General features: G+C 73.7%; 18 protein-coding genes. 13 read left to right on the top strand and 5 right to left on the bottom strand.

The window, feature by feature from the left end; genetic code table 11:
• Nucleotides 1-754 precede the first annotated feature (754 nt).
• The 7 genes from mshB (at nucleotide 755) to OG776_RS16780 (ending at nucleotide 8,325) form a co-directional block, all read left to right on the top strand.
• Nucleotides 755-1,669, top strand: a complete 915-nt coding sequence (mshB, locus tag OG776_RS16810; RefSeq protein WP_148010300.1) for an N-acetyl-1-D-myo-inositol-2-amino-2-deoxy-alpha-D-glucopyranoside deacetylase — start codon at nucleotides 755-757, stop codon at nucleotides 1,667-1,669.
• Nucleotides 1,666-2,085, top strand: coding sequence for a DUF6113 family protein (locus OG776_RS16805; protein ID WP_148010301.1), 420 nt, complete (start codon nucleotides 1,666-1,668; stop codon nucleotides 2,083-2,085). The genes mshB and OG776_RS16805 overlap by 4 nt, the downstream gene beginning before the upstream one ends.
• Before the next feature lie 160 nt (nucleotides 2,086-2,245).
• Entirely contained in the window at nucleotides 2,246-4,588 is a 2,343-nt protein-coding gene (locus tag OG776_RS16800; protein ID WP_148010302.1) for a hypothetical protein, read from the top strand.
• A 281-nt stretch (nucleotides 4,589-4,869) separates the two neighbouring features.
• The gene (locus OG776_RS16795) at nucleotides 4,870-5,796 is read left to right on the top strand and encodes an ABC transporter ATP-binding protein (protein ID WP_329326453.1); all 927 of its coding nucleotides are present in this window, start codon (nucleotides 4,870-4,872) and stop codon (nucleotides 5,794-5,796) included.
• Nucleotides 5,793-6,533, top strand: a complete 741-nt coding sequence (locus tag OG776_RS16790; RefSeq protein ID WP_148010304.1) for an ABC transporter permease — start codon at nucleotides 5,793-5,795, stop codon at nucleotides 6,531-6,533. Before OG776_RS16795 ends, OG776_RS16790 begins: the two co-directional genes overlap by 4 nt.
• On the top strand, nucleotides 6,530-7,714 hold the full coding sequence (locus OG776_RS16785; RefSeq protein WP_148010305.1) for a sensor histidine kinase: 1,185 nt from the start codon (nucleotides 6,530-6,532) through the stop codon (nucleotides 7,712-7,714). Before OG776_RS16790 ends, OG776_RS16785 begins: the two co-directional genes overlap by 4 nt.
• Nucleotides 7,711-8,325 carry a response regulator transcription factor gene (locus OG776_RS16780; protein ID WP_148010306.1) on the top strand — a complete coding sequence of 205 codons (615 nt, stop codon included), beginning with the start codon at nucleotides 7,711-7,713 and terminating at the stop codon, nucleotides 8,323-8,325. Before OG776_RS16785 ends, OG776_RS16780 begins: the two co-directional genes overlap by 4 nt.
• 173 nt (nucleotides 8,326-8,498) lie before the next feature.
• Here OG776_RS16780 and OG776_RS16775 read toward each other — a convergent pair whose 3' ends face one another.
• Both OG776_RS16775 and OG776_RS16770 read right to left on the bottom strand, forming a co-directional pair.
• Complete coding sequence (locus OG776_RS16775; protein ID WP_148010307.1) at nucleotides 8,499-9,350, bottom strand: transglutaminase-like domain-containing protein; 852 nt, start codon at nucleotides 9,348-9,350, stop codon at nucleotides 8,499-8,501.
• A gap of 17 nt (nucleotides 9,351-9,367) precedes the next feature.
• Entirely contained in the window at nucleotides 9,368-10,465 is a 1,098-nt protein-coding gene (locus tag OG776_RS16770) for a GNAT family N-acetyltransferase (protein ID WP_148010308.1), read from the bottom strand.
• A 141-nt stretch (nucleotides 10,466-10,606) separates the two neighbouring features.
• Between OG776_RS16770 and fdxA the strand changes: the two genes are divergently transcribed.
• Nucleotides 10,607-10,927 (top strand): ferredoxin, encoded by a 321-nt coding sequence (gene fdxA, locus OG776_RS16765; RefSeq protein ID WP_019058397.1) that lies wholly within the window; start codon nucleotides 10,607-10,609, stop codon nucleotides 10,925-10,927.
• A gap of 130 nt (nucleotides 10,928-11,057) precedes the next feature.
• Nucleotides 11,058-12,149: a bifunctional succinyldiaminopimelate transaminase/glutamate-prephenate aminotransferase gene (locus OG776_RS16760; protein WP_148010309.1), complete on the top strand. Its 1,092-nt coding sequence runs from the start codon at nucleotides 11,058-11,060 to the stop codon at nucleotides 12,147-12,149.
• A 115-nt stretch (nucleotides 12,150-12,264) separates the two neighbouring features.
• Here OG776_RS16760 and OG776_RS16755 read toward each other — a convergent pair whose 3' ends face one another.
• The gene (locus OG776_RS16755) at nucleotides 12,265-12,708 is read right to left on the bottom strand and encodes an ATP-binding protein (protein ID WP_329321406.1); all 444 of its coding nucleotides are present in this window, start codon (nucleotides 12,706-12,708) and stop codon (nucleotides 12,265-12,267) included.
• A 381-nt stretch (nucleotides 12,709-13,089) separates the two neighbouring features.
• Nucleotides 13,090-14,121, bottom strand: a complete 1,032-nt coding sequence (locus tag OG776_RS16750; protein ID WP_148010311.1) for a heavy metal transporter — start codon at nucleotides 14,119-14,121, stop codon at nucleotides 13,090-13,092.
• A 119-nt stretch (nucleotides 14,122-14,240) separates the two neighbouring features.
• On the opposite strand from OG776_RS16750, the gene dapE reads away from it, so the two are divergent.
• Together dapE and OG776_RS16740 are read left to right on the top strand one after the other, a co-directional pair.
• Nucleotides 14,241-15,320: a succinyl-diaminopimelate desuccinylase gene (dapE, locus tag OG776_RS16745; RefSeq protein ID WP_329321404.1), complete on the top strand. Its 1,080-nt coding sequence runs from the start codon at nucleotides 14,241-14,243 to the stop codon at nucleotides 15,318-15,320.
• 110 nt (nucleotides 15,321-15,430) lie between these two features.
• A complete protein-coding gene (locus OG776_RS16740; RefSeq protein ID WP_329321402.1) occupies nucleotides 15,431-16,189 on the top strand; it encodes a TIGR00730 family Rossman fold protein in 759 nt (252 codons plus the stop codon).
• Nucleotides 16,190-16,312: 123 nt separating this feature from the next.
• Here the strand turns inward: OG776_RS16740 and folP are convergent, their stop codons facing one another.
• Complete coding sequence (gene folP, locus OG776_RS16735) at nucleotides 16,313-17,173, bottom strand: dihydropteroate synthase (protein WP_329321400.1); 861 nt, start codon at nucleotides 17,171-17,173, stop codon at nucleotides 16,313-16,315.
• Between the two features lie 162 nt (nucleotides 17,174-17,335).
• Here folP and OG776_RS16730 point away from each other — a divergent pair, with 162 nt between their 5' ends.
• Nucleotides 17,336-17,692, top strand: a complete 357-nt coding sequence (locus OG776_RS16730; RefSeq protein WP_148010314.1) for a DivIVA domain-containing protein — start codon at nucleotides 17,336-17,338, stop codon at nucleotides 17,690-17,692.
• Complete coding sequence (locus OG776_RS16725) at nucleotides 17,689-18,279, top strand: DNA-3-methyladenine glycosylase I (RefSeq protein ID WP_148010315.1); 591 nt, start codon at nucleotides 17,689-17,691, stop codon at nucleotides 18,277-18,279. The genes OG776_RS16730 and OG776_RS16725 overlap by 4 nt, the downstream gene beginning before the upstream one ends.
• Nucleotides 18,280-18,355: the final 76 nt, after the last annotated feature.

The raw sequence follows: 18,355 nt of genomic DNA, 5'->3' as shown, positions 1-18,355 counted from the left end.
ACCGCCCGCCCCGCCGTGCGCGACGCCGCCCCAGGCCGGGCTCGCCCGGACGGCGACGGCGAACACGCTGCGTCACGGAAGCCGGGGTCGGCCGCCGGGCCCAACACGTCACGCCCGTAACCGGCTTCGGGGATGCTCCCGCCGGCCCGACCGCGTGGCGCCCGCTCCGTCCCGCCGCCCGCGGTTCGGCAACTCGCCCCCGGCACACTCCTTTTGGCGCCGGCCGCACGTGTCGTCGCCGGGCCGGCCGCGGGCGCGGTGACATACGGACGGCACCCGGGAGGGGGCACCCGCCCCCGGCTCCGTGCCTTCGGAGGCCCCTCTCCGCGTCCTGGCGGCTGCCACGCGGGGTGACCGTACGGAGGGGGGCGTCGCCCCTCGCGCGGACGCCGGGTCGGACCGTGGTCCCGTCCTTGGCTGCCACGCGGGGCGACCGTGTGGAGGGGACGTCCCCCCGGCGGACGTCGGGTCGGGCCGTAGGGTCCCGTCCTCGCGGAGGGCGGAGGGCGGAGGGCGGAGGGCGCAGGGGGCAGAGCGCCGGGCGGCGGCCGGCGGCCGCCGCCCGAGGGCCGGGGACGGTTGCGCGGCTTCGCAGTCGCTATCCGGAGTCCGGTCCGCGCCGCGACGGGACCGCCGTCCATGGTCACCGCCCCGACCAGGGCGTCGCGGGCGGTGTCCTCCGGTCGGCCGGGCACACCCGCGACGGGGGCCCGGGGCGCGGCCGGGCAGGACGCGGGCTCGTAGGGTGGGTGCCATGACGGAACTGCCCGACCGGCGTCTGCTCCTGGTGCACGCGCACCCGGACGACGAGTCGATCAACAACGGCGCGACCATGGCCAGGTACGCGGCCGAGGGCGCCCTCGTGACGCTGGTGACCTGCACGCTCGGCGAGGAGGGCGAGGTCATCCCGCCCGGACTCGCGCACCTCGCCCCCGACCGCGACGGCGGCCTCGGCCCGCACCGGGTCGCCGAACTGGCCGCCGCCATGAAGGAACTCGGGGTCACCGACCACCGCTTCCTCGGGGGCCCCGGCCGCTTCCGCGACTCCGGGATGATGGGCGTCGAGCAGAACCACCGGCCGGGCGCCTTCTGGTCCGCCGACGTGGACGAGGCCGCCGCCCACCTCGTCGAGGTGATCCGTGAGGTCCGCCCCCAGGTGCTCGTCACCTACGACCCCGACGGGGGCTACGGGCACCCCGACCACATCCAGGCCCACCGGGTCGCCCTGCGCGCCACCGAGCTGGCCGCGGACCCCGCCGCCCACCCCGGCCTCGGCGCACCCTGGGAGATCGCCAAGGTCTACTGGAACCGCGTACCCCGCCCGGTCGTGGAGGACGGCTTCGCGCGTTTGCGCGCGGCACTGCCCGGGTCGCCCTTCGACGCGTCCGCCGCCGTGGACGACGTGCCGGGCGTCGTCGACGACGCGGTGATCACCACCGAGATCGACGGGACCGCGTACGCCGCCGCGAAGGCCGCCGCCATGCGGGCGCACGCCACCCAGATCGAGGTGGCCGAGCCGTGGTTCGCGCTGTCGAACGCGCTCGCCCAGCCACTTCTCACCACCGAGTACTACGAACTGGTGCGCGGCGAGCGCCCGGGGGCGGACCGGGAGACGGACCTGTTCGCCGGGATCGGCGACCGGACCGAGAGGGAGACGGAGACACGATGAGTACCAGCGGAGAGCGCGGGAGCGTGCTCGCCCAGCCCCTGCGGGCCCCCTCGGCCGTGCGCTCCGCCGCCTACGTGGGCCTGTTCGTGCTCGGCGCCGTGGTCGGGGCGGCCGGAACGCTGGTCCAGTCCGGCTGGTTCCCGGGGGGCCTGCTGCTGGCCCTGGCGGGCGCGGGCGGGCTCTTCCTCGGCGGCTCCCGGGCCACCGGTTCCCGGGCCGGAGCCGTCGCGCCCGCGGCGGGCTGGATGGTCGCGGTCGTCCTGCTCACCGCCACCCGCCCGGAAGGGGACTTCCTCTTCGGCGCCGGCCTCGGCTCGTACCTCTTCCTGCTGGGCGGGATGGCCGTCGCTGTGATCTGTGCCACGCTTGGGCTCGGGCGGCAACCGGGCGGCCGGCCCGTCCGACTTGGGAAGTGACGTACCACTTCGCCGTATCGGACCGGTGCGGGTCCTGTGGCAGTTTCCTCGGCGGGCGAGGTTTGCGGGCCGTACACGGCCAGTATGGTGGTGCGCGCCGCCGAGCTGCCCGAGATGAGGTCGAGTAAACGGGCGGCGGAGCCAACCGGGAGAACCTGCCTTGAGTCGTGAAACTGACAGTTCGTCCTCCGGGCCCAACGGGCGCGGTGGAGCCGCGTACCCGTCGGGGACGCCCCCGTACGGGACCCCCATGGCTTCCGAGACCGGTGCCGACGCGGGCCGTTCGGCCGGCGGCACCCCGCCGGAGGAGCGCAAGACCGAGACCACACTGACGACACGGATCCGGATCAACATCCCCGGATCGCGGCCCATCCCGCCGGTCGTCGTCCGCACACCGGTCGGGGACGCCGAGACGCCCGCCGAACCCGCGGCCCCCGCGGGACCGCCCGCGGAGACGCAGCGCGCCATGAGCCCGCCGCCGGCCGCGGCCCCCCCGGCCGACGGTCCGGCCGAAGCCGGGTCCGGATCCGGGCCCGGGGAGAAGTCCAGCGACTGGTTCGCCCCGCGCAAGTCCGGTGCGCCCAAGGGCGGTCCGGGCGGAGGGTCCACCAACGGTGCCGGTCTGCCCGGCGGTTCGGGTCCCGCGGGACCCGCCGCGCCGCAGGGCGCGGGCGCGCCGGGCGGCCCAGGAACCGGCGGTGCCCGGCCGGGTGGCAGCGGTGCCGCGGGCGGCCCCGGCGGTTCGCACGGCGCGGGTCCGCTGGGCATCACCGGCGGCGTCCGGCCCGGCGGACCGCAGGCGCCCCGTCCCGGCGGTGGCGGCACGAACGGCGCCGGACTGCCCGGCGCCACCGGCGCCGGCCCCGTGGCACCGGGGCACGGCGGCGGCACCGGTTCCTTCGACGTCTCCGCGGCACTGGGCAACACGGCCTCCTTCCCGGCCATCGGCACCGACGCTCCGGGCGGCCCGGGCGACACCGGTCCGGGCGGACCCGGTGGCAACGGCGGCCAGGGCGGCCCCGGCGGCGAACCCCGCCGCGACGCCCTCCCGTACTTCGCCGAGAACTTCTCCGACAACGGCGCGGGCGGCCCGGTGGGCCCGACCGGCGGTCCGGTCACCGGGGACGGCCCACTGGTGCCCCCGGCCGGTCCGGGCGCGGCGCCCGGAAGCCTGGCCGTGGGCGGCCCGAACGGCCAGGGCGGCCCCGGTGTTCCGCGTGGCCCCCGTGGGCAGGGCGGCCCGGGGGGACCCGGCGGCCAGGGCGGTCCCGGTGGACTCGCCGGCCCGAACACGGGAACCGGCTACTCCGGCGGCCTCAGCGACGACACCGCGATCCTCACCCCGCAGAAGCCCGCGCCCGACCCGGGCGGCCACGGCTACGGCGGCCCCGTGGACAACGTCTCCGGGCACACCCTTACCAGTGGCATCCCCGTCGTGCCGGCCGCCCCGAACTCGCCGTTCGGACCGGGCGCGCACACCGACGGCCCGCTGCCGCACACCCCGCCGAAGTCGTCCCAGCCGGCCCCGAAGGCCGCCGCGCCGTCCAAGCCGGCCAAGAAGAAGGGCCGCAACAAGCCGGCCCTGCTGGGCGTCCTCGTGGTGGTCCTCGCCGGCGGCGCCTACGGTGCCGGGTTGCTGATGAACCGCTCGGACGTGCCCAAGGGCACCACGGTGCTCGGCGTCGACATCGGCGGCGGCACCCGGGACGAGGCGGTCAACAAGCTCGACCAGGCCTTCCGGACCAACGCGACGAAGCCGCTCAAGCTGGCGGTGGACGGCACCACCGTCTCGCTCAAGCCGGACCAGGCCGGGCTCCAGCTGGACAGCCAGGCCACCGTCCGCGCCGCCGCGGGCAGCGACTACAACCCGGTCTCCGTGATCGGCTCGCTGTTCGGCCAGAAGCGCGTCGTCGAGCCGGAGATGCCCGTCGACAAGGAGAAGCTGCAGGCCGCCCTGGAGGGCGTCGGCGGCGGCTCCGGCTCGGCGAACGACGGCACGATCACGTTCCAGTCCGGCAAGGCCGTCGCCGTCTACGGCAAGGCGGGCAAGGGCGTCGACGTGGCCGGCTCCACGCAGGCCGTCGTGGACGCGTACCGCGCCCAGCTCGAGACCGGCACCGCCACCCCGGTGAAGGTCGCGACCACGACCCGTCAGCCGACCGTCTCGAACGCCGAGGTCGACCGGATGATGGCGAAGTTCGCGCAGCCCGCGATGTCGGCCCCGGTGACCGTGCAGACGGACGCGGCGCACTCGATCCCCTTGAGCCCGCAGAAGTCGCTGTGGAAGTTCCTCCGGGTGACGGCCACCGACGGCAAGCTGGTCGACAAGCCCGACCTGAACGCCCTGAAGGCGCTCTACGGCCAGACGTTCGACGGCGTGCTCATCACCCGGGGCAACGGCGAGAAGACGCCCGTCACCCCGCAGGACGTCTACGGCGCCCTGCGCCAGGCGCTGATGAGCAAGACCAACCGGATAGCGGTCATCGCCACGAACCCGAGCTAGGTCCTGTCCGCGAAGCCTCGTCCGCCCGGCGACGCGGACACGGGCCAGGGCTGTCACGGAGCGGCGGAGCACTGGAGGGGGGCGTCCACCGGGCGCCCCCCTCGCCGTGTCCCGGCCGGCCCGTCACACGCGCCGTCAGCCGGCCCGTCCCGTCCTCCTCCACTCGGCCGGTCCCGCCCCGGTCACCCGGTCCGTCACGCCCCCGGCATGACATCTGTCATCCGGCACCAGGGACCGCCGACACTGCCCGGCACCCGGCGTCCGCGGCCACCATGGTCACCATGACAACGACAGCGGCACCGCCCACCACCCCGGTGGTCGGGTTCGACCAGGTGACCAAGGTCTACGGCGACGTGCGCGCCGTGGACGGACTCACACTCGACCTGTACCCGGGGGAGACCGTCGCCCTGCTGGGTCCGAACGGCGCCGGCAAGTCGACCGCCCTGGACCTGCTCCTCGGCCTCAAGAACGCCGACAGCGGCACCGTCCGGGTGTTCGGCACCAGCCCCCGTGAGGCCATCGTCGGCGGCCGGGTGGGCGCCATGCTGCAGAGCGGCGGCCTGATGGACGAGGTGACGGTCCTCGAACTGGTCAAACTCGCTTGCCAGTTGCACCCCAAGCCGTTCCGGGTCACCGACGTCCTCGCCCGCGCGGGCATCTCGCAGATCGCCGACCGCAAGGTCAACAAGCTCTCCGGCGGTCAGGAACAGCGCGTCCGCTTCGCCCTCGCGACCGCCGGGGCCAACGACCTGATCGTGCTCGACGAACCCACCACGGGCATGGACGTCTCCGCCCGCCAGGCCTTCTGGGCCACCATGCGCGAACAGGCCGAACAGGGCCGGACCGTGCTGTTCGCCACGCACTACCTGGAGGAGGCCGACGCCATCGCCGACCGGGTGCTCGTGCTGCACCGGGGCCGGCTGCTGGCCGACGGCACCGCCGCCGAGATCAAGGCGAAGGCCGGCGCCCGCCGGATCGCCTTCGACCTGGAAGGCCCCATCGACGAGACCGCGCTGCGGGCCCTGCCCTTCCTGACCACGATCGACGTGTCCGGGCACACCGTCCGCGCCCAGTCCTCCGACGCCGACGCGACCGTGCACGCGCTCTACGGGCTCGGCCTCTACCCCCGCAACCTCGAAGTCGCCGGACTCGGCCTGGAACAGGCCTTCGTCGCCATCACCGCCGCCGAGGAGGCGAAGTCGCAGTGAACAGCCTCATCCGCCTGGAGATCACCCGGGCCCTGCGCAACAAGAAGTTCCTGTTCTTCTCGGTGGTCTACCCCTCGGCCCTGTTCCTGCTGATCGCGGGCAGCTCCGACAGCACCACCAAGGTCGACGGCACCGGACTCACCGTGCCGACCTTCTTCATGGTCTCCATGGCCTCCTTCGGCGCGCTGACGGCCGTCCTGATGGGCAACAGCGAGCGGATCGCCAAGGAGCGCGAGAGCGGCTGGGTGCGGCAGCTGCGGCTCACCACGCTGCCCGGCCGCGGCTATGTGCTGGCGAAGACCGCCAGCGCCGCCGTGATCAGCCTGCCGTCGATCGTGGTCGTCTTCGCGGTCGCCGCCGCCGTGAAACACGTACGGCTGGACGCCTGGCAGTGGCTCGCCCTCACCGGCGCGATCTGGGCCGGCAGCCTCGTCTTCGCGGCACTCGGGGTGGCGGTCGGCTATCTGGCCAGCGGTGATGCCGTCCGCCCGATCACGATGATCCTCTACTTCGGCCTTTCGGTGCTCGGCGGTCTGTGGATGCCCACGACCACGTTCCCCGACTGGCTGCGGAGGATCGCGTCCTGGCTGCCGACGCACGCGTACGCTGCCCTCGGGCAGTCGATCGAACTGGGCGACGCCCCGCACGCGAAGGACCTCGCCATCCTCGCCGTGTCCTTCCTCCTCTTCGCGGGCGGCGCGGCCTGGCTGTACCGGAAGGACACGCTGAAAGCGTGAGCAGCGTCGGCATCGGGCAACCCCCGCGGAACCACAGACAGCGGCTGGTCAAGGCCGTCTGGACGGGCATCTGGCTCGTCTATCTGAGCGCGCCCGTCAGCGATCTGGTGCACGGCGGCCACAGCACCGGTGTCGTCGTGCTCGGCTGGATCGGCCTGGCGGTCTTCGTCGGCTGGTACGGGGCACTGGTCTTCCGTACCGGCCGCGGCGACTCCACCTCCTGGATCCTGGGCTCGCTGGCGGTCCTCGCGGCCCAGTCCGGCCTCCTCGCCCTCACCCTGGGGCGGGAGTGGCTCGTCCTGTTCGTGTACGTCTCGATCGCGTCCGGCGCCGCGCTCCCGCTGCGGATGGCGCGCTGGGCCATCCCGGCCGTGTGCGTCCTGCTGACGGCGACCGCGCTGACGGCCCCGGGCGGCAGGTCGTATCTGGCCGGGCTTCTCATCCCGGCCCTCCTCGGCGGGTTCGCGATGACCGGCGTACGCGAACTGATCCGCACCACGATCGCGCTGCGCGAGGCCCGTGCGACGGTGGCCCAACTGGCCGCGAACGAGGAACGGCTGCGGCTGGCCCGGGACCTGCACGACCTGCTCGGCCACTCGCTGTCGCTGATCACGCTCAAGAGCGAACTGGCCGGACGGATGCTCCCGGACCGGCCCGAGGACGCGGCTCAGCAGGTCGCCGACATCGAACAGGTCAGCAGACAGGCGCTGGTCGACGTGCGCGAAGCCGTCACCGGCTACCGCAGGCCCCGGCTCTCCGGTGAACTGGCCGGTGCGCAGGTCGCGTTGACGGCGGCCGGAATCACCGCCGAGCTGCCGACCGAGCCGGACCTCGCCGGTCTCGCCGGGGTCGCCGAGGAGAGCGAGTCCGCGCTGGCCTGGGCGTTGCGCGAGGCGGTCACCAACGTCGTACGGCACAGCGGCGCCCGGCGCTGCGTGGTGGAGTGCGTCCGCCGCCAGACACTCGACGGGCCGGTGCTCGAACTGGTCGTGGAGGACGACGGTTCGGGCGGTTCCGGCGCCGGTCCCGGGAACGGCCTCACGGGACTGACCGAGCGCCTGGAGAAGGCCGGCGGGACGCTGGAGGCGGGCCGGGTGCGCAGGGGCTTCCGGCTGGTCGCCAGGGTGCCGGCCGAGGCCCCTCCCGAGGCCGCGGGACACCCCGTAGGATCCGGTGCATGAGCCGCACGATCAAGGTCCTGCTCGCCGAGGACCAGTCGATGGTCCGCGAGGCGCTGGCGGCGCTGCTGGGTCTCGAACCGGACATCGAGGTGGTCGCCCAGGTGGCCCGCGGCGACGAGGTGCTGGCCGCGGCCCGGTCGTACGAGGTCGACGTGGCGCTCCTCGACATCGAGATGCCGGGGATGACGGGCATCGAGGCCGCGGCCCAGGTCCACAAGGAACTCCCCGCCGTCAAGATCCTCATCCTCACCACCTTCGGACGCCCCGGCTATCTGCGCAGCGCCATGGAGTCCGGCGCCGACGCCTTCCTGGTCAAGGACGCCCCGGCGGCCCAACTCGCCGCGGCCGTACGCAAGGTGCTCGCCGGTGAGCGCGTCATCGACCCCGGCCTGGCGGCCGCGGCCCTCGCCGGGGGCGCCAATCCGCTGACCGACCGCGAGCGCGAGGTGCTGCGCGCGGCGGCCGACGGATCCACGAACGCGGAGCTCGCCAAGGCCCTGCACCTCTCCCAGGGCACGGTCCGCAACTATCTCTCCACGGCGATCCAGAAACTCGCGGTCCGCAACCGCGCGGAAGCGGTACGGATCGCACGGGAGAAGGGCTGGCTGTAGCGCGCCGACACTCGCGCCGGGCGGGCGGTGCCGGTTGCCGTCCGTGCCCGGTCTTCTTCCGGGCGGGCGGGGTGAGTTGCCGGGCGTCGCCGTCCTCCGTGCCGGGCGGGCGGCCTTCGCCGGTCCGGGCCGGCGGGTCCGGACGCCGTCCGTCGTTCCCGGGCCCGGCGCCCTCAGTTCAGCATCGCCCGCGCCGCCCGGGCCTGCCCCCGTACGCGTTCGGCCGTCGGCGGATCCACCGCGGTCACGACCTCCGCGTACGCGTCCAGTTCCACCGCGCCCGCGAGGAAATCGCCGCGCTGCACCAGGAGTTGAGCCCGCTCGTAGCGCAGCCGGGCGGGGTGCGAGGGCATCAGCAGACACAGCTCCAGGGCCCACAGGGCCACATCGGACCGCTCCGGCCGCACGGCCGCCCACGCCCGGACGTTGTTCAGCACCCGTACCACCACGTCCAGCGGATCGGCGGGACCCAGCATCGAGGGCCGCAGGGGCGCGCCGGTGGCCCCCTGGACGAGCAATTCGGCGTCGGGGCCGCTCAGCACCCGTCCGCCGTCGAACGGGTCGGCGAGCACCTGCTCCTCGGCCGGCCCGAAGCCCACCACGAAGTGCCCGGGCAGGGCGACGCCGTACACCGGCGCGCCGGCCCTCCTGGCCACCTCCACCCACACCACGGACAGCAGGATGGGCAGCCCCCGGCGCCGCCGCAGCACCTGGTGCAGCAGCGACGACTCGAGCCGCTGGTAGTCGCTCGGCGAGCCCCGGAACCCGCACCGCTCACCGAGCAGCGTGGCCAGCGCGGTCGCCCAGGACCGGGGGCCGCCGGCCCGGAACGGCAGCTCTCCGGCCAACCGGTCCAGCTCGATCTGCGCCGCGTCGATCCCCGCCTCGTCCAGCTCGCCGTCCGCCGCGGCCCCCACCAGCAGGCACAGCAGCGCCAGGTCGGGCCGCTCCGAGCGGGCCTCCTCGGCGAACAGCCGCCGCACCTCGGCGGCGCGCTCCGGCTCCGGGGGACGGGGGGAACCCATGGCGGCCTCGCCCCCCGTCACGCCGACGGGGAGCGGTCGTCGCCGCCGGCCACGGGCGGGCCGCCGAGCGCACCGCCGGCCGTGGGACCGGTGGGGCGACCGGGTCCGCCGGGTCCGTCCGGCGTCCGTGGCGCGCGGTAGTGGTGGTACGCGTGGTGCGGGGCGAAGCCCAGTCCCGCGTAGAGCGCCCGCGCCCCCGTGTTGTCGGACTCCACCTGGAGCCACGCCGCCGAGGCGCCCTCGTCCAGGGCCCGGCCGGCCAGCGCGGCCATCACGGCGGTGGCCAGACCGCGCCGACGCTGCGCCGGATCGACCTCGACCGCCGCGAAACCGGCCCACCGCCCGTCCACTACGCACCGCCCGATCGCGGCGGGTGCCGCACCGGCCGCGCCGGCGACCGTCGCGAACCACACCGAGGGCCCGCTCCCCAGCACCTTCAGGGCGACGTCGCTCAGCCCCTTGCGCTGATAGCGGCCCAGCCACGCGGCGTCCGCGGTGCGGGACAGGACGACGTCGCCGGCCGTGCGGTCGGCGAGGGGCGCGAGGGGGCCGGTCCACAGCTCGGCCGTCACCTCGCGGGTCCAGCCGCGCGCCTCCAGCCGCGCGCACAGCGTCTCCTGCGTCCCCTCGGCTCCGGTGGCGGTCTGCACGTAGGCGGGCAGCCCGCGGGCCGCGTACCAGTCGCGTACCCGGGTCAGCGCCTCGTCCACCGGCACGCCGGGGTCGCCGAGCGGCAGCACCGAGTTGGCGCGCCGGGTGAAGCCGGAGGCCGCCCGCAGCTCCCAGTCGCCGAGCCGCTCGCTCTCCACCGGCCGCCACGCCCGCGCGGCGACCCGCGCCAGCTCCTCGTACGAGGCCGCGGGCCCGCGGCGACGCGCCGGAGCGGCCGGCACGACCTTGCCCGCCACCAGCAGGGACTCCGGAATCCGGACACTCTCCCCGTCGCGTCGTGTGATCAGCAGCACGCCGCCGTCCCATGATGTGAGAACGCCTACCGTGTCGGTGAACTTCTCACCCGCACCACCATCTTCGATCAACTGCCGAACAGAGACGCGTTTGCCCACGTCAGCAGTGGTGATATGGACCTTGAGCCGTCCGGCCGCAGAGATTTCCACAGGTCAGTTCACCCCTCCTGTTCGGATCATGCCCCGGAACGGAGATACTAGGTGCGGGCATCGACGACGCCGCGCTCCCGCGCGCCAGGCGGCGGAGCCTACGACAGGCCCGCCAGCGCCCTATCGAGGAGGAACGACAGCGTGACCTACGTCATCGCGCAGCCTTGTGTCGACGTCAAGGACAAGGCGTGCATCGAGGAGTGCCCGGTCGACTGCATCTACGAGGGCTCCCGGTCCTTGTACATCCACCCGGACGAATGCGTCGACTGCGGAGCCTGTGAGCCGGTGTGCCCGGTCGAGGCGATCTTCTACGAAGACGACACTCCGGAAGAGTGGAAGGACTACTACAAGGCGAACGTCGAGTTCTTCGACGAGCTCGGCTCGCCCGGCGGCGCCAGCAAGCTCGGTCTGATCGAGCGCGACCACCCCTTCGTCGCAGCGCTGCCGCCGCAGAACCAGTAAAGCGGCCCGCACACGCGCCGCCTCGGTCCCGTACGGCACGCCGCCGTACGGGACCGAGGCGTTTGCCGTGGCAGTCCGTGACCGTGACACGTACGGGTGGCCGTCCGTACGAGAAAGTGAGCCCGATCCCGTGTCCGCAGTCTCCGACCGGCTTCCCACGTTTCCCTGGGACAAGCTGGAGCCCTACAAGGCGACCGCCGCCGCTCACCCGGGCGGCATCGTCGACCTCTCCGTCGGCACCCCGGTCGACCCGGTGCCCGAGCTGATCCAGAAGGCTCTGGTCGCCGCCGCGGACTCCCCGGGCTACCCCACGGTGTGGGGCACTCCCGAACTGCGGGACGCGCTCACGGGGTGGGTCGAGCGGCGGCTCGGGGCCCGCGGGGTCACCCACCACCACGTCCTGCCGATCGTCGGGTCCAAGGAACTGGTCGCCTGGCTCCCGACCCAGCTGGGACTCGGCCCCGGTGACAAGGTGGCCTACCCGCGTCTGGCGTACCCGACGTACGAGGTCGGCGCGCGCCTGGCCCGCGCGGACCATGTGGTCTACGAGGACCCCACCGAGCTGGACCCCGCCGGTCTCCGGCTCCTGTGGCTGAACTCCCCGTCCAACCCGACCGGCCGGGTGCTCTCCGCGGCGGAACTCACCCGGACCGTCGCCTGGGCCCGCGAGCACGGCGTCCTCGTCTTCTCCGACGAGTGCTACCTCGAACTGGGCTGGGAGGCCGACCCGGTCTCGGTCCTGCACCCGGACGTGTGCGGCGGCTCGTACGAGGGGATCGTCGCGGTCCACTCGCTCTCGAAGCGCTCGAACCTGGCCGGCTACCGCGCCGCGTTCCTCGCCGGTGACCCCGCCGTCCTCGGCGAGCTCCTGGAGATCCGCAAGCACGGCGGCATGATGACGTCCGCGCCGACCCAGGCGGCCGTGGTCGCCGCCCTCTCGGACGACACCCATGTGCGCGAACAGCGGGAACGCTACGCGGCCCGCCGCGCCGTCCTGCGCGAGGCCCTGCTGCGGCACGGTTTCCGCATCGAGCACAGCGAGGCGAGCCTGTACCTGTGGGCGACCCGCGACGAGTCCTGCTGGGACACCGTGGCCCGGCTGGCGCGCCTCGGCATCCTCGTCGCGCCGGGCGACTTCTACGGTCCGGCGGGCGACCGGTTCGTCCGCGTGGCGCTCACGGCGACGGACGAGCGGATCGCCGCGGCGGTGGAACGCCTCTAGAGGCACGCGCACACGGCGTACGGCCGCACACACGGCGGAGGGACCCGGGAGTCTTCCAGGGTCCCTCCGCCGTGTGCGTCGCACGGGAGCGTGCCGGTCGTACGGGACGGTGCCGTCAGCCGAGCGGCAGGCCCTTCAGGGGCAGCTGTCCCGTCGGCAGGCCGCCCTTGGTCACGGCGTCGGTCGGCAGGCCGCCGGTCGCCGTCCTCGCGGTGTCACCGAGCAGGCCCCCGGCCTGTCCCGCGGTGGTCCCGGCCACCTTCCGCGCGGCGGGCGCCGCCTTCTTGGCGACCTTGCCGCCGGTCCGGCCCGCGGCCGGCACGGCCTTCTTGACCGCCTTGCCCCCGGTCGTGTCCGCGAGCCCGGTGACGTGCTGCGTCGCGCCGTCGACCGTGCTGCCGACGTGCGCCCCGTCGAGGGCGGTCAGGCCGCCGAGGTCGGGGGTGGCGGGGAGCCCGGTCGCCGCGCCGGCGGAGCCGGCCGCACCGACCACGGGTGCCGCTCCCGCCGCGATGAGCAGCGCGGCACGGGCGATCCGGCGGGTCAGGGGGAGGGACATGATGCTCCTTGGACGAGAGGGAACGGTGGAATGTCCGATCGGGCCCGGAAGGCGACGGCCGGCCCGCGACCGGCCGGCTGCCGGTCGCGCCGTGACGGTTGATCGTTCCGGCCTCGGACGCAGTGACTACCGCTCGAAACCCGCGAAAGTTGCGGTGACCCGACGTAAAGAATGGGTAATGCGTCGCATAATCTGCTGTGGATAAAAAAGGGCAAAAGTAATCGCACGGACAGCCTGCCGAATCCTTACGGCCCTTTGTCCGCAAGGGATCCGGCGGATTCGCGGAGGCGCCTGCGAAAGGCATTCCTCCCGATGCGGGGCGCGGCCACACGTCCCCCTCGCGGGTGAGCGCCCGTACGGCTGCGCTACCGCGTCACCGCGCTACCGAGCGGTGACGATACGGACCTCGGTGGCCGATTCCTTCGCCGCGGGGGCGCCCTGGGTGCCGGATCCGGCCCACTCGCCCTCCCTGCGCCCGGCCGTCCACTCCCGGCCCGCGTAGGACACCCGCTCGATGTGCAGCGCCGAGGAGTTGGCGACGGCCCAGTGCGCCAGCTCCCAGCCGCGCACACCGGTACCGGAGGCGGCGTCCTCGCGCACCGGCACGGTGACCGTCCGCGCGGACACGGCCGCGGAAGGGGAACTCGCCACCGCTGTCGCCGTCGCCGACCCGGACGGCGGCCGCGACGCCGACGACGACGGCGTGCCGTCCGGCGCGGCGGAGTCGTCCTGGGCGGAGACGTCGGCCCCCGCCTCCTGGAGCACCTCGTGCCCGAAGTCGCGTACGAGAGCGGCCCGCACCGAGTCCGGGCCGCCGACCGGCGTCGCCCCGGGGCGCCCCTCACAGGTCAGGGTGGCCGCCGCGCGACCGGTCAGGGCAGCGGCGAGCAGGGTGGCGTCCGGTTCGTGCTTCGCGTACGCCTGCGGATAGCCGCTGCGCTGCACCCGCTGCGCGGCGACGGTGAGCGGTAGCCGTGTGTAGTCCGGCACCTTGGCCAGGTGCTCGTAGAACACCCCGGCCGCGTACGTCGGGTCCATGATCTGCTTCGTCGTGCCCCAGCCCTGCGAGGGCCGCTGCTGGAACAGGCCGAGCGAGTCCCGGTCGCCGTGCCGGATGTTGCGCAGCCCCGACTCCTGGAGCGAGGTCGCCAGGGCGATGGCCACGGCGCGCTCGGGCAGGCCGCGCGAGGTGCCGACCGCCGAGATCGTCGCCGCGTTCACCGCCTGCTCGGGGGTGAACTCGTACGACGCGTCGCCGCCCTTGCCCGAGACGACCCGGCAGCGCGGCACGCCGGCCCCTCCCGTGAGGTACTGCACGGCGAGATAGCCCGCGAGCGCGAACAGGACCGCGACGGCGGCTCCGAAACGGAGGAGGCGACCGCGCCGGGCTGGGGTGGGGGACGGCTCTGGCACGACGTACAAGGTACTGGAGGACGCTGTTGACGGGGTGTGAGGTTGTGGACAACCGTGATGCGGAACGCGACTCCTGGTGCCGATGGGGCTCGATGCGCCGGGACGCTAGGGTCGTGGACATGGCCGACACTCCACTTGACCTCACGCTGGACGCCGCCGAGCTCACCGCGCGGCTCGTCGACTTCCCCTCCGAGAGCGGAAGTGAGAAGCCTCTCGCGGACGCCGTCGAGGACGCCCTGCGGACCCTGCCGCACCTCACGGTCGACCGGTACGGCAACAACGTCGTGGCGCGGACGAACCTGGGGCGGCCCGAGCGGGTGATCCTGGCCGGCCACATCGACACCGTGCCCATCGCGGGCAACGTGCCCTCGCGGCTCGACGAGGACGGCGTCCTGTGGGGCTGCGGCACCTGCGACATGAAGTCGGGTGTGGCGGTGCAGCTGAGGATCGCGGCCACGGTCCCGGCCCCCAACCGCGACCTCACGTTCGTCTTCTACGACAACGAGGAGGTCGCCGCCCACCTGAACGGCCTCAAGCACGTGGCGGAGGCGCACCCCGACTGGCTGGAGGGCGACTTCGCGATCCTCCTGGAGCCCACGGACGGGGAGGTGGAGGGCGGCTGCCAGGGCACGCTCAGGATGTTCCTGAGGACCACGGGGGAGCGGGCGCACTCCGCGCGCGCGTGGATGGGCTCCAACGCGATCCACGCGGCGGCCCCGATCCTGGCGAAGCTCGCCGCGTACGAACCGCGCACACCGGTCGTAGACGGCCTCCGTTTCCACGAGGGACTCAACGCCGTCCGCATCGAGGGCGGAGTGGCCACCAACGTCATCCCCGACGCCTGCACCGTCGTCGTCAACTTCCGCTACGCCCCGGACCGCACCGAGGCGGAGGCCGAGGCCTTCGTCCGTGACTACTTCGCGGACTGCGGCGTGGACGAGTTCGTCGTCGACGACCACACGGGCGGGGCCCGCCCCGGCCTGACCCACCCGGCGGCGGCGGCCTTCATGGCGGCCGTCGGCGGCGAGGCCCGGCCCAAGTTCGGCTGGACGGACGTCGCCCGCTTCAGCGCGCTCGGGGTGCCCGCGGTGAACTACGGGCCCGGCGCCCCGCTGCTCGCGCACAAGGAGGACGAGCGGGTGCGGGCCTCGGCCGTGCCCGAGGCCGAGGAACGGCTGCGGGCCTGGCTGACGTCCTGACCCGGCCGCGCACCGCCGCCCCGGTGTGCGGCGGACATGCGCATGTCCCCCCTCCGTAACCCCCTGAGATCTACGCTGGGCCTGAACCATCGCAAGCGGAGGGAGCGCACATGGCTACTGGCAACCCCGAGGGCAAGAAGCGGCCACCGGAGGAGCAGCGGCTGGGTCCGGTGCTGCGGAGGCGGGGCCAGGTCCAGGCGAGCACCACGGACCAGCGGCTGCTGGACGCCGGCGGCCCCTCGGACTGGGTGCACACCGATCCCTGGCGGGTCCTGCGCATCCAGTCGGAATTCATCGAAGGCTTCGGCACGCTGGCCGAACTCCCGGCGGCGATCAGTGTGTTCGGGTCCGCGCGGACACCCGTGGACTCTCCCGAGTACGAGGCGGGGGTCGCGCTCGGGCGGGGGCTGGTCGAAGCGGGGTTCGCCGTCATCACCGGGGGCGGGCCCGGGGCGATGGAGGCGGCCAACAAGGGCGCGTGCGAGGCGAAGGGTGTCTCCGTCGGCCTGGGGATCGAGCTTCCCTTCGAGCAGGGGTTGAACCAGTACGTCGATATCGGGCTGAATTTCCGGTATTTCTTCGTCCGGAAAATGATGTTTGTGAAATACGCCCAGGGTTTCGTGGTGCTGCCGGGCGGGCTCGGGACCCTGGACGAACTCTTCGAGGCGCTCACCCTGGTCCAGACCCAGAAAGTGACCCGTTTCCCGATCGTCCTCTTCGGGACGGAGTACTGGGGCGGTCTCGTCGACTGGCTGAAGAACACCCTCATCGCCCAGGGCAAGGCCTCCGAGAAGGATCTCCTCCTCTTCCACCTCACGGACGACGTCGAGGAGGCGGTGGCCCTGGTGTCGAAGGAGGCGGGGCGCTGACGCGTCCCCCGGGCCCCCGCTCGGGCGACGAGCGGGGGCCCGGGGGCTGTGCAGCGCCGCCGGCGGGCGTCCGGGGGCGGAGCCCCCAGGGACGGGACGGGCCGGGCAGGGGCCGCGGAGAACCTACGCGAGCCCGCGGCGCGCGACCGCCGGCGGCCGGTGTCCCGCGATCGACGCCACCATGTCGAGCACCTGGCGCGTCTCCGCCACCTCGTGCACCCGGTAGACCCGCGCCCCCAGCCACGCCGAGACCGCGGTCGTCGCCAGCGTCCCCATCACCCGCTCCTTGACCGGCCGGTCGAGCGTCTCGCCGACGAAGTCCTTGTTGGAGAGCGAGACGAGCACCGGCCATCCCGTCTCCACCATCTCGCCCAGCCTCCGCGTCGCCTCCAGGCTGTGCCGCGTGTTCTTCCCGAAGTCGTGCCCCGGATCGATCAGCACGGACTCCCGCGCGACCCCGAGGGACACGGCTCGCTCGGCCAGGCCGACGGTCACCGCCAGAATGTCGGCCATGACGTCGTCGTACGCGATCCGGTGCGGACGCGTCCGCGGCATCGCACCCCCGGCATGGGTGCACACCAGCCCCACCCCGTACCGCGCCGCGACCTCCGCGAGCCGTGGATCCACCCCGCCCCACGCGTCGTTGAGCAGATCCGCGCCGGCCTCGCAGACCGCCTCGCCGACCTCGTGCCGCCAGGTGTCGACGCTGATGATCACGTCGGGGAAGCGGCGGCGGACCTCGGCGACGAAGCCGACCGTGCGACGCGCCTCCTCCTCGGCGGTGACCTCCTCGCCGGGACCGGCCTTGACCCCGCCGATGTCGATGATCGCGGCGCCCTCCGCGATCGCCTGTTCCACCCGGGCGAGCGCCGGCTCGTCGTGGAAGGTGGCTCCCTGGTCGTAGAAGGAGTCCGGGGTCCGGTTCACGATCGCCATGATCACCGGCTCGTGCGGGCCGAATTCGTGCTTCCCCAGCCTGAGCATCCCCTGCGACCTCTCCCTGTACGTCCCACTGCTTAGCCGCCTGCGACCTTAACTGTCAGACTCGCATGGCACGATCGGAGTCCGACGGTTCGGCCGTCGGCAGGCATCAGTACTTTCGCGCCGGCGCGACCGCGTCGGCACCAGAGCGTGGGGACCTCAGCGATGTTCATGTTCTTGTTCCTGGTCGTCGCGCTCGCCGTCGTGGTCGCCGCGGTCACCCTGGCCGTGGTCGGCGGCGGCGAGAGCGCACCCCTGCCCGAGGCGGCCCCCGACCGGCTGGACGATCCGCTGCCCGCCGCGCGGCCGGTGAACCGCGCGGACGTGGAGTCCCTGCGGTTCCCGCTCGCCGCCCGCGGCTACCGCATGTCGGACGTGGACGACGCCCTGGGCCGCCTCGGCGCGGAGCTCGCGGAGCGCGACGCCCGGATCGCCGACCTGGAGTCCGCGCTCGCCGGCGCCCGCGCGGACACCCACCGGTCCACCTCCCTGCACAAGCACCCCGAGGGCGAGGACAGGTGAGCGACGCGATCGCCGGTCCCGACGGCGCGCTGCGCTGCCCCTGGGCGCTGTCCACCGAGGACTACGTGTCGTACCACGACCAGGAGTGGGGCCGCCCGGTCCACGGGGACGACGCGCTGTACGAGCGGCTCTGCCTGGAGGCCTTCCAGTCGGGCCTGTCGTGGATCACCATCCTGCGCCGCAGGCCGGGCTTCCGGGCCGCCTTCGCCGGCTTCGAGATCGCCTCGGTGGCCGCCTTCACGGACGCCGACAAGGAGCGCCTCCTCGGTGACGCGGGCATCATCCGCAACCGCGCGAAGATCGAGGCGACCGTCGCCAACGCGCGCGTGCTGGCCGACTGGGCGCCCGGCGAGCTCGACGAGCTGATCTGGTCCTTCGCCCCCGACCCGGACACCCGCCCCGCCCCCGCGGTGCTGTCCGACGTCCCGGCCGTGACGGACGAATCGACGGCTCTCTCCAAGGCCCTCAAGAAGCGCGGCATCCGCTTCGTCGGCCCGACGACGGCGTACGCGCTGATGCAGGCGTGCGGACTGGTCGACGACCACCTGGTCGACTGCGTCGCGCGCAAGGGAGGACTGAAGGGGTAGCGGGGCACGGCATTCGTCCATAGGCGTCCGGGGGTCCGGGCGTCCGGGTACCCGGGACCAGGGATCGGACGGCCGG

The sequence above is a fragment of the Streptomyces sp. NBC_01689 genome (assembly GCF_036250675.1).
In the GTDB taxonomy this organism is placed as follows: domain Bacteria; phylum Actinomycetota; class Actinomycetes; order Streptomycetales; family Streptomycetaceae; genus Streptomyces.
Note: the sequence above shows the minus strand (reverse complement) of the source record. Positions and strands in the feature narration are given on the sequence as shown.

Bases quoted from the DNA above. Each gene is read 5' to 3' on its own strand.
- mshB (WP_148010300.1), top strand. From the start codon at position 755: ATGACGGAACTGCCCGACCGGCGTCTGCTCCTGGTGCACGCGCACCCG.
- OG776_RS16805 (WP_148010301.1), top strand. From the start codon at position 1,666: ATGAGTACCAGCGGAGAGCGCGGGAGCGTGCTCGCCCAGCCCCTGCGG.
- OG776_RS16795 (WP_329326453.1), top strand. From the start codon at position 4,870: ATGACAACGACAGCGGCACCGCCCACCACCCCGGTGGTCGGGTTCGAC.
- OG776_RS16780 (WP_148010306.1), top strand. From the start codon at position 7,711: ATGAGCCGCACGATCAAGGTCCTGCTCGCCGAGGACCAGTCGATGGTC.
- OG776_RS16775 (WP_148010307.1), bottom strand. From the start codon at position 9,350: ATGGGTTCCCCCCGTCCCCCGGAGCCGGAGCGCGCCGCCGAGGTGCGG.
- OG776_RS16755 (WP_329321406.1), bottom strand. From the start codon at position 12,708: ATGTCCCTCCCCCTGACCCGCCGGATCGCCCGTGCCGCGCTGCTCATC.
- dapE (WP_329321404.1), top strand. From the start codon at position 14,241: ATGGCCGACACTCCACTTGACCTCACGCTGGACGCCGCCGAGCTCACC.
- OG776_RS16740 (WP_329321402.1), top strand. From the start codon at position 15,431: ATGGCTACTGGCAACCCCGAGGGCAAGAAGCGGCCACCGGAGGAGCAG.
- folP (WP_329321400.1), bottom strand. From the start codon at position 17,173: ATGCTCAGGCTGGGGAAGCACGAATTCGGCCCGCACGAGCCGGTGATC.
- OG776_RS16730 (WP_148010314.1), top strand. From the start codon at position 17,336: ATGTTCATGTTCTTGTTCCTGGTCGTCGCGCTCGCCGTCGTGGTCGCC.